At 70.6% G+C, this 14,109-nt stretch carries 11 protein-coding genes; 9 read left to right on the forward strand and 2 right to left on the reverse strand.

Going from position 1 to position 14,109, the window contains the following annotated elements:
- Nucleotides 1-54: 54 nt before the first annotated feature.
- From pseB to HCA58_RS10835, 6 genes are read left to right on the forward strand one after another with little or no spacing between them, the layout of a single operon-like run.
- Nucleotides 55-1,038 (forward strand): UDP-N-acetylglucosamine 4,6-dehydratase (inverting), encoded by a 984-nt coding sequence (gene pseB / locus HCA58_RS10810; RefSeq protein WP_169597643.1) that lies wholly within the window; start codon nt 55-57, stop codon nt 1,036-1,038.
- Nucleotides 1,035-2,195 (forward strand): DegT/DnrJ/EryC1/StrS family aminotransferase, encoded by a 1,161-nt coding sequence (locus HCA58_RS10815; RefSeq protein WP_169597644.1) that lies wholly within the window; start codon nt 1,035-1,037, stop codon nt 2,193-2,195. Before pseB ends, HCA58_RS10815 begins: the two co-directional genes overlap by 4 nt.
- 11 nt (nt 2,196-2,206) lie before the next feature.
- Entirely contained in the window at nt 2,207-3,043 is an 837-nt protein-coding gene (locus HCA58_RS10820; RefSeq protein ID WP_169597645.1) for a hypothetical protein, read from the forward strand.
- A gap of 41 nt (nt 3,044-3,084) precedes the next feature.
- Nucleotides 3,085-4,857, forward strand: coding sequence for a class I SAM-dependent methyltransferase (locus HCA58_RS10825; protein WP_169597697.1), 1,773 nt, complete (start codon nt 3,085-3,087; stop codon nt 4,855-4,857).
- Nucleotides 4,854-5,588, forward strand: a complete 735-nt coding sequence (locus tag HCA58_RS10830) for a glycosyltransferase family protein (protein WP_169597646.1) — start codon at nt 4,854-4,856, stop codon at nt 5,586-5,588. The genes HCA58_RS10825 and HCA58_RS10830 overlap by 4 nt, the downstream gene beginning before the upstream one ends.
- Entirely contained in the window at nt 5,585-6,637 is a 1,053-nt protein-coding gene (locus HCA58_RS10835) for a spore coat protein (protein WP_169597698.1), read from the forward strand. Before HCA58_RS10830 ends, HCA58_RS10835 begins: the two co-directional genes overlap by 4 nt.
- Nucleotides 6,638-6,769: 132 nt before the next feature.
- On the opposite strand, the gene HCA58_RS10840 is transcribed toward HCA58_RS10835, so the two are convergent.
- A complete protein-coding gene (locus tag HCA58_RS10840) occupies nt 6,770-9,253 on the reverse strand; it encodes a DNA topoisomerase IV subunit A (protein ID WP_169597647.1) in 2,484 nt (827 codons plus the stop codon).
- 31 nt (nt 9,254-9,284) lie between these two features.
- Nucleotides 9,285-11,342: a DNA topoisomerase IV subunit B gene (locus HCA58_RS10845; RefSeq protein ID WP_169597699.1), complete on the reverse strand. Its 2,058-nt coding sequence runs from the start codon at nt 11,340-11,342 to the stop codon at nt 9,285-9,287.
- A gap of 322 nt (nt 11,343-11,664) precedes the next feature.
- On the opposite strand from HCA58_RS10845, the gene HCA58_RS10850 reads away from it, so the two are divergent.
- The 3 genes from HCA58_RS10850 (at nt 11,665) to HCA58_RS10860 (ending at nt 14,042) form a co-directional block, all read left to right on the forward strand.
- The gene (locus HCA58_RS10850; protein WP_169597648.1) at nt 11,665-12,522 is read left to right on the forward strand and encodes an alpha/beta fold hydrolase; all 858 of its coding nucleotides are present in this window, start codon (nt 11,665-11,667) and stop codon (nt 12,520-12,522) included.
- 34 nt (nt 12,523-12,556) lie between these two features.
- Nucleotides 12,557-12,880 (forward strand): hypothetical protein, encoded by a 324-nt coding sequence (locus HCA58_RS10855; protein ID WP_169597649.1) that lies wholly within the window; start codon nt 12,557-12,559, stop codon nt 12,878-12,880.
- 289 nt (nt 12,881-13,169) lie between these two features.
- Complete coding sequence (locus HCA58_RS10860; protein WP_169597650.1) at nt 13,170-14,042, forward strand: sulfotransferase domain-containing protein; 873 nt, start codon at nt 13,170-13,172, stop codon at nt 14,040-14,042.
- The last annotated feature ends 67 nt before the right edge of the window (nt 14,043-14,109 follow it).

Here is a 14,109-nt window from a genome sequence, read left to right on the forward strand (position 1 = left end):
TCCCACCCGGCCGGCCGAGGCCGACCGCGAATCCGACACACACGGGAGCACCAGTTGAGCGAGCTGAACGGATCGTCCATCCTCGTCACAGGGGGAACGGGTTCCTTCGGCAGGACCTTCCTGCGGCACCTACTCGCCGAGACGGATCCGGCCCGGGTGGTTGTCTTCTCCCGCGACGAACTCAAGCAGTACGAACTGCGTCAGCAGCTGGGCGACGACCCGCGGCTGCGCTGGTTCATCGGCGACGTCCGGGACCGGCACCGGTTGACCCGGGCCATGCACGGTGTGGACCATGTCGTGCACGCCGCCGCCCTCAAGCAGGTCGACACCGCGGAGTACAACCCGTCGGAGTTCATCGCCACGAACATCACCGGTTCGCAGCACGTCGTCGACGCGGCCATCGAGGCCGGCGTACAGAAGGTGGTGGCCCTCTCCACCGACAAGGCGTCCAGCCCCATCAACCTGTACGGTGCGACGAAGCTGGTCGGCGACAAGCTGTTCATCTCCGCCAACCACTACGCGGCGCAGCACCCGACCCGCTTCGCGGTGGTTCGCTACGGCAACGTGGTCGGCAGCCGTGGTTCGGTGGTCCCGTTGTTCCGGCGGCTCGCGGCCGAGGGCAAGAGCCTGCCGATCACCGACAAGCGGATGACCCGCTTCTGGATCACCCTGGACCAGGCTGTGCAGTTCGTCATCGACTCGTTCGACCAGATGCAGGGCGGTGAACTCTTCGTGCCCCGCATCCCCAGCATGCGCATCCTCGACCTGGTCGAGGCTGTCGCCCCGGCGGCCACCACCCACGAGATCGGTATCCGCCCCGGCGAGAAGCTGCACGAGGAGATGATCGCCCCGGACGACAGCCGCCGGACGCTGATCGCCAAGGACCGGTTCATCGTGCAGCCGACGATCGCCACCTGGGGCTACCAGCCCCCGTTCGGGTGCGAGCCGGTAGCGGACGGCTTCGCGTACCAGTCGGACACCAACGACCAGTGGCTCACCGTGCCCCAGCTACGCGAGATGCTCGGCATCGCGGCATGACCTCTTCTTTTCTTCCGTACGGACGCCAGTCGGTGACCGACGACGACGTCGCCGCCGTGGTAGCCGCCCTGCGCAGCGACTGGCTGACCACCGGCCCGGAGGTGGCCGCCTTCGAAGCGGACATCTCCGCGTGGGCCGGTGGCGCCGGGGTCGCGACGGTCTCCAACGGCACCGCCGCACTGCACGTGGCGTACGCGGCGGCCGGTGTCGGCCCCGGCGACGAGGTGATCGTGCCGCCGATGACGTTCGTGGCCACCGCCAGCAGTGCGGTCGCCCTCGGCGCTCGGGTCGTCTTCGCCGACGTGGAAGAGGAGACGTTCACCCTGGACCCGGCAGCGGTGGCCGCAGCGACCACCGAACGGACGAAGGTCGTCGCCGCGGTGGACTACGCCGGGCACCCGGCCGACTACGATGCCCTGCGCACCGCGCTCGACGGCACCGACGCGTTGCTGCTCGCCGACGCGGCCCACTCGATCGGAGCCACCTACCGGGGCCGGCCGGTGGGATCGCTGGCCGACCTGACCACGTTCTCGTTCTTCCCCACCAAGAACCTGACCACGGCCGAGGGCGGCGCCGTGGCCACCACCGATCCGGAACTACTCAAGCGGGCCCGCCGGTTCCGCAACATCGGCCTGGTCCGTGAACCCGACGAGCTGCGGTGGCCGGACGAAGGCGGCTGGCACCAGGAGGTGCACGAGTTCGGCCTCAACTACCGGCTACCGGACGTGTTGTGCGCACTCGGCCGCAGCCAGCTACGCCGCCTCGGTGCCTTCCTCGCCCGCCGCGCCGAACTGGTGGCCCGCTACGACGCGGCCCTCGCGGAGCTGCCCGGCGTAATCGTCCCCGGCCGGCGCGACTGGGCCGCACCGGCCTGGCACCTGTATCCGATCCGGGTGCTCGACGGACGTCGCCGCGAACTCTACGAACGGATGCGCGCCGCCGGCATCGGCGTCCAGGTCAACTACATTCCCGCGCACTGGCACCCGGCCTTCGCCGATCTCGGCTACCGACGTGGCAGCTGCCCCGTGTCGGAGTCCTTCTACGCCCAGCAGTTGTCGCTGCCGCTCTACCCTGGACTGCGCGATGCCGACCAGGACCGCGTCATCGACGCGTTGGCCGCGGCCCTGCGCGGCGTATCGCTCCGGCCCGCCGCCTGAGGGAATGCCCGATGCACCACGCGAACCACTTCTACGGTCACGCCCACGTGCTGGCCCGCTACGCGGGGCTGGGTGACGGCCATCCACCCCGCATCAACGGGTACGTCCAGCACGGCTGGAACATCGGCGACGGCCTCGCCCCCGGCCACCCGTACGCCGAACGCACGCCGAGTCTGCTCTGGTCGGAGCAGACCCGGCGGCGGGCCTGGTCGGTCGGGCGGCGCAACGTCACGGTGATCGGGGCACCGTTCGTCTACCTGCTGGCCATGCAGGCTGCCGAGGAACCGCAGCCACCCCGCGAGGGCACCATCTGGTACCCGTTCCACGGCTGGGAGGGCCAGCACGTCAAGGGCGACCACAAGGAGCTGATATCACGGATCCGGGACACCGAACCCGGCCCGGTGACGGTCTGCCTGTACTGGCACGAGCACCGGATGAGACGGGTCCGCCGGCTCTACGAGAACGCCGGCTTCCGGGTGATCTGCCACGGCTACCGCGGGCACTGGTGGAAGGACACCGACCCCCGGTTCCTGGACAATCAGCTCGTCGAGCTGCGCCGGCACCGCCGGGTCGCCTCCAACCGGCTGACGAGCGCCATCTTCTACGGCATAGCGGCCGGCTGCGAACCAGCCGTGTACGGCGACCCGATGGTGCTCGCCGACGAGGACCCGACCTTCGGCGGCACCGCCCGCATCCGCCGGCAGTGGCCACAACTACACGGCGAGCAGGTGCACCTGCCGACCGCCGTGGACATCGCCCACGCAGAGTTGGGCACCGAGCACCGCCACCCGCCTGCCGCGCTGCGGGAGCTGCTGGGGTGGGCGTACCCGCAGGAGGAGACGACGTGACAACCGAGACCACGTCAGCGGTGACGCTGCCCGGTGGCGAGATGCTCACCTGGTCCGACCGGGTCGAAGCGGCCGACGACGGCCCCCTCGCCGCGCTGGCCGCCCACCTGGTGCCGGCCGGCGCTCGGGTGCTGCTGGCCGGGCCGCACAGCCCGGCGCTGCTCGACGCGCTGGCCCACGCCCGGCTCACCTGCCTGCTGCGCGGCTACCCGGATGCGGCGGCGGTGGCCGGACGGGTGGACCGGGTGCTGGTCGCCGGACCCTACGGCCTGCCCGCCGGCGAGGAGTACGACGTGGTGATCGCCGGTGCCGGGTTGGACGCGGTCGAGTCGGTCGAGGGTGAGCGGCTCGGTTGGGGCGGGCTGCTGGCCCGCCTGGTGGCGGCTGTCCGTCCCGGCGGCGACCTGCTGCTACGTCTGGACAATCCTCTCGGCGTACATCGGCTGGTCGCCGCCGGGAGCTGGTACGCCGGCCGGAACGATGCCGACTGGACCGTGGGCGGGGTGCTCGACGCCGGCCGGCCGGGCAGCCTGGAGCAGGTACGTCAGCGGTTGGACGATGCCGGGATGCTCCCCGGCACCTGCTATGCCGGCTATCCGCGTCCCGACCTGACCACCGCGCTGCTGACCGTCGACGAGTTGGCTCGGCGTACCACGAGCGGGCTGTTCGACGCGGTGCTGCACACCGCCTGCACCGCCGGGTACACCGGTCAGTTCGTCCTGGCCGATCCGGCCCGGTTGGCCGTGGACGCCCTGCACGCGGGACGCGCCGCCGAACTGGCCCCGTCCTGGCTGGTCCTCGCCCGCCGGCCAACCGGTCCCGGGCACGACCCCGAGCCGGCCGACACCGGCGACGCGGCTCACCGGCTACGGCGCGTCGACCGGTCGGACAACCCGCCACCCGGGTCCGAGGGGGCCGACCGGCTGCCGGTGGCGTTCGTCGCCGACGCGGTGGGCGGCACCGTCGTCGAGGTGCGGGACGGGCCGCAGGGCTGGCACTGGCACCCCAGCGGCATCACCGTGCCCTGCACCTCACCCGACGCGGTGCATTCCGGTTCGGAGTCGGCCCACCGCGACCCGGCCGCAGCGGAGGGTCCGGTGCCGGACGGACGTCTGCTGCGCAGCCTGCTGCTCGACGGGTGCCTGCGCCGGGACACGGCACTGCTGCGTCGGCTGCTGCGCGGGTACGCCGACTGGCTCGACGGCCAGGCCGAGCAGGGGCTCGTCGCCGGAGCGGCAGCCGTGGCCCGGGCGGACAACCTGGTCGTCGACGGTGATCGCTGGGCGGTACTCGACCGGGGTTGGACGGCCGACACCCCGCTGACCGTCGACGTGGTGCTGGCCCGGACGTTGAGACACTTCGCCGCCGACCTGCTCACCGGCGGGTACGCCCACCCGTGGACGTCCACACTGGACGTGGCAGGGCTGACCGTGGTGCTCGGTGGGGTCGCCGGACGCGACTTCGACCGGGCCGTCGTCGAGGCCGCGACGCAGCCGGAGGTGACAGCCACGCCCAGCCCGACCGACCCGCCGCCGGGCCCCCGCAGCTACCAGCAGCTCCGTGAGGCGTGGCTGCGTCAGCAGGAGGAGAACACCCGGCTGGCCGCGTTGCTGAAGTGGACCGAGGACCTGCTCACCTCTCGGGAGCGGGCACTCCGCCGGGCCGAAGCGAAGATCAACCTGCTGAGCGGCTCGCTCAGCTACAAGGTCGGACGGCTGGCCATCACCCCGGCCCGGATGGCCAAGCGCGGTGCACGCGCCGCCAAACGCCGGGCCCGTGCCGCCATCGCCACGAAGCAGGGAGGACAGCAGTGACCGACCGGATCGTCGGCATCGTACAGGCGCGGATGGGCTCGTCCCGGCTGCCCGGTAAGGTGCTGCGCCCGTTGGCCGGACGCACCGTACTGGGCCGGGTGGTGCGGGCCGCCCAGGACAGCGGCGTGCTCGCCGAAATTGTCGTGGCGACCAGCAGCGACAGCAGTGACGACGCGGTCGTCGCCGAGTGCGACCGGCTCGGTGTCGCCTGGCACCGGGGGCCGGTCGACGACGTACTCACCCGCTTCGTCGGCGCCCTGGACGCTCACCCCGCCGACGCGGTCATGCGGTTCACCGCCGACTGTCCACTGCTGGACCCGGAGATCGTCAGTCTGGTCGCCGCAGTGTACCGGGCCGTGCCGGGGCTGGACTACGCCAGCACGTCGATCGCACGCACCCTCCCCCGGGGGCTGGACGTGGAGATCATCAGGGCGGACGCGCTGCGAACCGTCGACCGGCTCGCCACGGAACACCATCGCGTGCACGTGACCTCATACGCGTACGCGCATCCGGAGGTGTTCCGGGTGCTCGGGGTCACCCTCACCCCGGCCCGCTCGAATCTGCGCCTCACCCTCGACACCGACCGCGACTGGGAGTTGGTCCGGGCGGTGGTCGACCACTTCGGTGACGTCAGTGTGCCACTGGCCAAGCTCGCCGACTGGCTCGACGGTCAGCCGGCCCTGCGCACGCTCAACGCCGATGTCCGTCAGAAGCGGTTGGAGGAACGCTGAGCACGGTACGCGTCGGGCTGCGCTGCGATGCCGGACCGCTACGCGGTGTCGGGCACCTGGTCCGTTGTCTCGCCCTCGGTGAGGAGTTCCAGGCCCGGGGTGCCACCGTCGAGGTCTTCGGCACGGTCGACGGCGTCGGTTGGGCGGCCGACCAGCTCACCGTCCGGGGTATCGCGTTGCGACCCGGCCCGGACACCCCGGACGGTCTGGTCGCCATGGCCCGCCGGCACGACCTCGACGTGCTGGTCCTCGACTCGTACGAGCTGGATCCGGCCGGTGCGGGCGCGCTGCGGGCCGCCGGGGTGCTGACCCTGGCCATCGTCGACGGGGACACCCGCGGCCAGGACGCCGACCTCTATCTCGACCAGAACTTCGCCACCGACCTGGCGGTACCGGCGGGCCGGCTGCTGGCCGGCAGCGGGTACGCCCTGCTGCGCGAGGGTGTGCTGGCCGCCCGGCCAGCGGCCCCGCGCCCGGCGGTGACCGTGGATCCCCCCTCGGTGCTGGCCTTCTTCGGCGGCACCGACGCGGCCGGCGCGGCACCGACGCTGACCGAGATGCTGCTGTCGACCGGCCAACCGATGGAACTCACCGTCGTCGTCGGCCGGCCCGAACTGGCGGCGCGGATGGCCCGACTGACGCCGGGGCCCGGGCAGTCGCTGCTGCCGGTGCCGCCCACCGGTACGCTGCCCGCCCTGATCGCCGCGGCGGACCTGGTGGTCAGCGCCGCTGGTACCTCCACCTGGGAACTCTGCTGCCTCGGGGCGCCGTCGGCGCTGGTCTGTGTGGTGGACAACCAGCGTGAGTCGTACCACCGGGTGGTGCAGGCGGGTCTGGTCGCCGGGCTCGGTGAGCTGCCCGCGCTGGCCAGCGGCGGTCCGGCGACCCGCGCCGCCGTCGCTACCCTCGCGGCACTACTCGACGACGGGGCACGCCGGGCGGAGCTGTCAGCCCGCGCCTGGGCGGCCGTGGACGGACGCGGACGACAACGGGTGGTCGACGCGGTGATCGACGCACTACGGCACCAGCGAGTCGCAGAGGCGCACTGAAGCTCTGCTGCGGTCGCCCACTGCTGGCCTCGCCCACCGGGTCGAGGTTTCCTCACTTGCCTAACAGTCTGGAGCGGGCCGGGCTGCCGGATGCGCGCGGCCGAGGTCGGTGTGCCGGGACAGCAGCACGCCTCACTCACGGTCGATCTGGTGGCCGACCACGGCCGGGCCGAGCATGACCGCGAAGCCGGAGCCGTCGCGGCGCGGATCGGCCGCCGGCAGCTCCACCGCATCGCCGTTGGCCGTCGAGCCCACCGGCCGGGGGCCGACCCAGCCGACCACCACGTCGGTCTCGCCCTTGAGGAACCGGTGGGCACGCACCCCGCCGGTCGCCCGCCCCTTCGCCGGGTACGCCGACAGGGGCGTCACCTTGACCGTCGCGCCGGTCGAGGTGACCACCATCGGCTCACCGTGCTCCGCGTCGTCGGTGCGGACCGCGCCGAAGAACACCACCCGCGCACCGGACGGCACGGCGACGCCAGCCATCCCGCCGCCCTTGAGCCCCTGCGGCCGAATCGTCCCAGCAGGGAACCGCAGCAATGCAGCCGCACTGGTCAGGAAGGCGAGCGTCTCGGCGCCGTCGGTCAGCCAGGTAGCCCCGACCACTGCGTCTCCGTCGCGCAGCCCGATCACCTCGAACTCGTCGGAGCGCACCGGCCAGTCTGGGGCACACACCTTCACCACGCCGTGCCGGGTGCCGAGTGCCAGGCCAGGTGAGCCCTCGGCCAAGGCACCGAGCGGGGCCAGACCGACCACGGTCTCGCCCGGCTCCAACGACACCAGCTCGGCGGCGGACATACCGCCGCGCAACGACACGGTGCCGGCCTGCTCCGGCAGCACCGGTAGCGGCAACACGTCCACCTTGAACGCGCGGCCGGCGCTCGTCACCAACAACACCCGTCCCCGGGCCGTGGTGTGTACCACGGCGCGTACCGCGTCGTGCTTGACCCGACCGTGCCGGCGACGCCCCTCGGCGGACTCCTCCGACTCGGCCGCGGTGCGGGCCACCAGCCCGGTGGCCGACAGGATCACCTGACAGGGATCGTCGGCAACCTCCAACGGCCCGGCCGGCACGGACGCGGCCAGCACCTCCTTGAGGTCACCGTCGACGAGCGTCGTCCGCCGGGGTGCGGCGAACTGCTTGACCACGGCCGCCAACTCGTCCGAGACGACCTTCTTCAGCACGTTATCGTCGTCCAGGATCGTCGACAGCTCGGCGATCTCGGCACGCAGCTTCTGCTGCTCGGCCTCCAGTTCCAGCCGGTCGTACTTGGTCAGCCGGCGCAGCGGAGTGTCCAGGATGTAGTTGGCCTGAGTCTCGGAGAGCCCGAACTGGCGCATCAGGCCGCTACGGGCCGCCTGGGCGTCCTCGCTGCCCCGGATCAGCTTGACAACCTTGTCGATGTCGAGCAGAGCGACGAGCAGACCGTCGACGAGGTGCAGCCGCTCCTCCCGCCGGCGCTTGCGGTACGCGCTGCGCCGGGTCACCACCTCGTAGCGGTGGGCCAGGAACACCTCGAGCAGTTCCTTGAGCCCCAGGGTGCGCGGCTGACCGTCGACGAGCACCAGATTGTTGACGCCGAAGGACTGCTCCAGCGGGGTCAACCGGTAGAGGTCGGCCAGCAGTGCCTGCGGGTTGACACCGACCTTGCACTCGATCACCAGGCGGGTGCCGCTCTCCCGGTCGGTGAGGTCCTTGACGTCGGCGATCCCGGTGAGCCGCTTGGTCTTGGTCACCTCGTTCGTGATGGCCGCGATGACCTTCTCCGCGCCGACACCGTAGGGCAACTCGACAACCGTGATGGCCTGCCGGCCCCGGCTGCCCTCCAGTGGCCCGATCTCCACCTTGCCGCGCATCCGCACCACGCCCCGACCGGTCTCGTACGCCCGACGTACCTCGTCGAGGCCGAGCAGCATGCCGCCGGTGGGCAGGTCGGGACCGGGCACGAACTCCATCAGCTTGTCGAGGGTGGCGTTCGGGTGCCGGATCAGCCACCGGGCCGCCGCGACGACCTCACCCAGGTTGTGTGGGATCATGTTCGTCGCCATCCCGACGGCGATCCCGGCGGCACCGTTGACGAGCAGGTTCGGGAAGGCGGCCGGCAGCACGGTGGGCTGGGTCAGCGAGCCGTCGTAGTTGGGCTCGACGTCGACGGTGTCCTCGCCCAGCTCACCGACGAGCAGCATGGCCTCGCGTGACATCCGGGCCTCGGTGTACCTCGCCGCCGCTGGCCCGTCGTCAGGGGAGCCGAAGTTTCCGTGCCCGTCGATGAGTGGCACGTTGAGTGAGAAGTCCTGTGCCAGCCGGACCATCGCGTCGTAGATCGCGGTGTCGCCGTGCGGATGGTACTTACCCATCGCGTCGCCGACGATCCGGGCGGATTTCACGTGCGCCCGGTCCGGGCGGTGACCCTGCTCGTACATCGACCAGAGGATGCGTCGATGCACCGGCTTGAGGCCGTCGCGCGCGTCGGGTAGCGCCCGGGAGTGGATGACCGAGAAGGCGTACTCCAGGTAGGAGTCGGACACCTCGGTGGTGAGCGGGTTGTCGATGACCCGCGCGCCGGCCCGGTCGAACGCGGAATGGTCGACCTTCGTCTCCTTGCGGCGTGCCATGGCTCAGCTTTCCTTCCGACAGACGCGATGGTCAGGCGTCGATGGCGTCACGGTCGACCCGGTCGGCGGAGTCGATCAACCAGTTGCGCCGCGGCTCGACCTTCTCCCCCATGAGCAGTTCGAGGATCCGCTCGGCGGCGTCGACGTCGTCGAGGGTGATCCGGCGTACGGCGCGGGTGGCGGGGTTCATGGTGGTGTCCCACAGCTCGTCGGCGTCCATCTCACCGAGACCCTTGAACCGGGGCACCGGGGTGACGATCTGCTTGCCGGCCTTCTCGAACCGGCGCACCGTCGCCTCCATCTCCGCCTGGGTGTAGGTGTAGACGGTCTCCGGGTTACGCCCTCTGGTGGTGATCTTGTGCAGGGGCGGCATCGCGGCGTAGAGCCGGCCCGCCTCGATCAACGGTCGCATGTACCGGGCGAAGAGGGTGATGAGCAGCGTCCGGATGTGCGCCCCGTCGACATCGGCGTCGGCCATGATGAGCACCCGACCGTAGCGCAGCGCCGACAGGTCGAAGGTGCGCCCGGAACCGGCACCGAGCACCTGCACGATCGCCGCGCACTCGGCGTTGTCGAGCACCTGCTGCAGATTGGCCTTCTGCACGTTGAGGATCTTGCCGCGGATCGGCAGCAGCGCCTGGTACTCGGCGGAGCGGGCGAGCCTACCGGTGCCCAGGGCGCTGTCCCCCTCCACGATGAACAGCTCGCTCCTGTCGATGCCCGAGGCTCTGCAGTCGACGAGTTTCGCGGGCATCGCCGCACCTTCGAGGGCGGTCTTGCGCCGGGCCGCGTCCTTCTGCTGCTTCTGGGTGAGGCGTACCCGGGACGCGTCGACGATCTTCTGGAGGACCGTACGCGCCTCGGTACGCGTCCTACGGTCGTCGAGCCAGGACTTGACGTGCTGCTCGACCAGGCCCTGCACGACCTTCGTGATCCCGGCGGTGGATAGCTCGTCCTTGGTCTGCGAGGTGAACTGCGGCTCGGGCACCCGGACGTGCACCACCGCCGTCATGCCCTCCAGCACGTCGTCGAGCGTGGGCGCGTCCTCCTTGGCCTTGAGCAGACCCCGGGCGGTGCGCACGGCATCAGCCAGGGTGCGCGCCAACGCACGCTCGAAGCCTTTCCGGTGGGTGCCGCCGTGGGCGTTGCGAATGGTGTTGGTGAAGCACTCGACGGTGCGTTCGTATCCGGTGCCCCAGCGGAAAGCGATCTCGACCTCGGCCCGGCGCTGCACGTTGGACTGCATGACCCCGTTGGCGTCGGCGGCGTTCTCCCGGTACGTCCCCTCGCCGGTGACGAGCAGGGTGCCGGAGACCGGCCGATCGCCGGCCGGGGCGAGGAACTCCACCATGTCGGTGAGGCCGTCGGGATAGTGGAAGCGCTCCTCGGTGGGTTCCTCCGTGGTGCGGTCGCGCAGGGTGTAGCCGACGCCGGGGACCAGGAAGGCGGTGTTGCGCAGCTTGGCCCGCACGGCGTCGTGGTCGAGGGTGGCACCGGTCTCGAAGTAGCGGGGGTCGTGCCAGTAGCGGATCGAGGTGCCGGTGCGGCTGCCGCGCTTCATGGCGCCGACGACCTGGAGCCCTGGGCCGGCGGTGAAGGGCGCCTCGGGACCGTCGCCGTCGAAGATGCCCGGCACCCCGTGCCGGAACGACATGGTGTGCACCTTGCCGCCCCGACGCACGGTGACGTCGAAGCGGCGGGACAGGGCGTTCACCGCCGAGGCCCCCACGCCGTGCAGGCCGCCGGAGGTCTTGTAGCCGGAGCCACCGAACTTGCCACCGGCGTGCAGGCGGGTGAGCACCAGCTCGACGCCGGAGATGCCAGAGCGGGCGTGCACGTCGGTGGGGATGCCGCGGCCGTCGTCGTCGACCTGCACCGAGCCGTCGGCGTGCAGGACGACCTCGATGGCGGTGGCGTGGCCAGCGACGCCCTCGTCGGTCGAGTTGTCGAGGATCTCGTTGACGAGGTGACCCACGCCACGGCTGTCGGTCGAGCCGATGTACATGCCGGGCCGCTTGCGGACGGCGTCCAGCCCCTCGAGGTGGGTGAGGTCGTCGGCCCCATACAGGGTGTCAGGCTCTGCGGTCAACTGGTCGTACTCCCCGGTCTCGGCGATGTGCTCCCCCGCGTCGTCGGCGGTCGGCCCGGCGCGGACACGCCGCAGCGAGCGTAGCCGTACGCCCCGACAGCCGGTGCGGACACCCGCCCGGCACGCCGCGGACGCTGCTGCCGGACCTGCTCTGGGCAACACCCCGACCGCCGGCTTTTATGCCCGTCGTCGGCGGCAGGAGCTGGCCGGTGGCCGCCTCCTACCACTCCGAGCCCGACCCCGTCGAAGCGCCACGGACCACCGGCAGACGCCATCGCAGGGCGGCACGCCACCACTGCCTACCAGCCAGTAACATGTGGCCGTGGACACGCGGGAGTACCAGCAGGAGTTCGTTCAGGTCGACGGCGCACGTCTCGGCGTGCAGGTCTACCCGGAGCCGGAGGGGGTGACCGACGCCCCGGTGGTTCTGGTCGTGCCGGCGATGGGGGTGCCGGCCCGCTACTACCGGCACTTCGCCGTCGAGATGCGTGCCGTCGGTCTGGCCGTGGCCGTGGCGGACCTCCGCGGCACCGGCGAGAGCACCCCCCGCCCGAGCCGTTCCTGCCGGTACGGCTACGCCGAACTGGCCACCGACATCGGGACGGTGCTGACGGCGCTCAAACCCCGGCTCGCTGGCCGCCGAAGCCTGCTACTCGGTCACTCCCTCGGCGGTCAGGCCGCTGTGCTGCACCTGGCCCTGCACCGCGAACACGAGGTCGACGGGCTGGCCCTCGTCGCGGTCGGCATCCCCTACTGGCGTGACTTCACCGGTCTGCGGCGCTACGGCGTACTGCCCTATGCCCGTGGCATCGCCGCCACCACCCGACTGCTCGGAGTCTGGCCAGGTTGGGGTTTCGGCGGCCGGCAGGCACGCGGGGTGATCCGTGACTGGGCACACACCGCCCGCACCGGCTGCTTCCCACCCATCGACGGGTTGGACGCCGAGGCGGCGGTGGGTCGGATCCGCACCCCCGTGTTGGCGATCAGCGTCGACGGCGACCAGTACACGCCGCACCCGACCCTTGATCGACTCTGCGCGAAGCTGACCTCGGCCCGCGTCGAGCGGGAGCGGTTCTCCCCACCACCCGGCACCACGGTGGACCACTTCACCTGGGCTCGTGCCGCCGATCCGTTCGCCGCACGGGTCGCCAGCTTCGCCGCCGACCTCCCCACGGGCTGACTGTCCACAGCTGACGGTTTCGTCCCGCCTCTCCATGATCCCGGAGTCCCCACACAACTTCCCCTATCGAAGGTGGACCCTCGAGGACTCGTCCCTGGCAATCCTCGTCGGCGCCACGGCGACCTTCGTCGGCGCGGTCGCGTTCCTTGTGACGGTGGGCGACGGCAACCGCCGACGGGCCGTCGTGGCGGCGGTGGAGGCGACCGGAGCTGCCACAGCGGTCTTCCTGCTGCTGGTCTTTGTCGCGACGGTCGCGCTACCGGCGTCGGTGGCGCTTGTCGCGCTGATCACCGGCGCCGCCGCCCACCTCGCCTTCCGGCGCGACCTCGGCCGGCGGCGGGCCGTGCTGCGGCCCTGACGTTCTGGTTCAGCCTGACGTACGTTATGTAATCGACTCGCGGCACAGCGGACCGGTATCCGTCGACGAATCAGAAGGTATCTGCGCCGACACCCATGGTCGTAGGTATCGTCGCACCGGCCGCACACGTCAGCGGGGATTGACTTTAATAGGACGGTCGGGGATATTCCTAGCGTCACGTCGTCGTACGGTGCGGAGAAGGCGAAGCCTGACGGGTTCTGGCTGACCCGAGCCCCGACGAACAAGCATCGGACCCCTTCGTCCCGCAGGCACGGATAAGGTTAGAGCGATGATCAATCGAACTCTTGACTTCGCCAAGCAACACGCACCCAACTCGGTGCGTGTCGTGGTGCGACGCGCACAGCTTGAGGCCCACAACGCCAGGCTGCGACTCACAGTTCCGGTGGTTGCTCGTTGCGAATACGACAACATCTATCACTGCACGGTGCACAAGACGGGTAGCCAATGGGTGAAGGCACTCTTCAGTGACCCTATCGTGTACCGCAATTCCGGGCTCCTCCCCTACGACCCGCGCTTTTACAAAGGACGCCTGAACGACATCCCGCCGGGGCGTGCGGCACTCGCGGTCTTTCGCGGCTACGGACGGTTCCGAACCATATCCAAATCCGACAACCATCGCGCATTCTTCGTGATCCGGGATCCCCGCGACATCGTCGTCTCCAGCTACTTCTCCCTGCGGAACTCACATGCGCCGATGGGTGACATCCTGCAGGCTCGGAGCATTCTGCAGGAGAGGCCGATGAAGGAGGGGATGCTGCATGTGATCGACCGCCTCGTCGAACGAAAGCTCTTCAAGAGCCTCCGGTCGTGGGCGATCGCCAAGCCAACGGACAAGTTCCGCCTGTTCCGGTACGAAGCCCTCACCGGCGAGTCACAGTTCGACGAGGTGGATCAACTCATGCGGCACTGCGGGATCGTCCTGCCGCCGTCCGAGTTGACGGAACTCCTCGACCGCTACAGCTTCTCCAGGATGCGGAAGGAGCAGGAGGACTCGGGCCGCATCTCCCATTACCGCAAGGGCAAGGCTGGAGACTGGCGCAATCACTTCGATGACGAGATCTACGACGCTTTCACCGCAGCCACCGGCGACCTCGTCGAGATCCTCGGCTACCCCGCGCGCGACCGAGCCACCGGCGCCTGAGGGGGAAGGGGCCCGCGGCGGCTCGCCCGCCTCGCCCGGTCGCGCGATTAGCGGTCCCCAACCTGGG

The organism is Micromonospora sp. HNM0581 (assembly GCF_012726175.1).
GTDB lineage: Bacteria > Actinomycetota > Actinomycetes > Mycobacteriales > Micromonosporaceae > Micromonospora.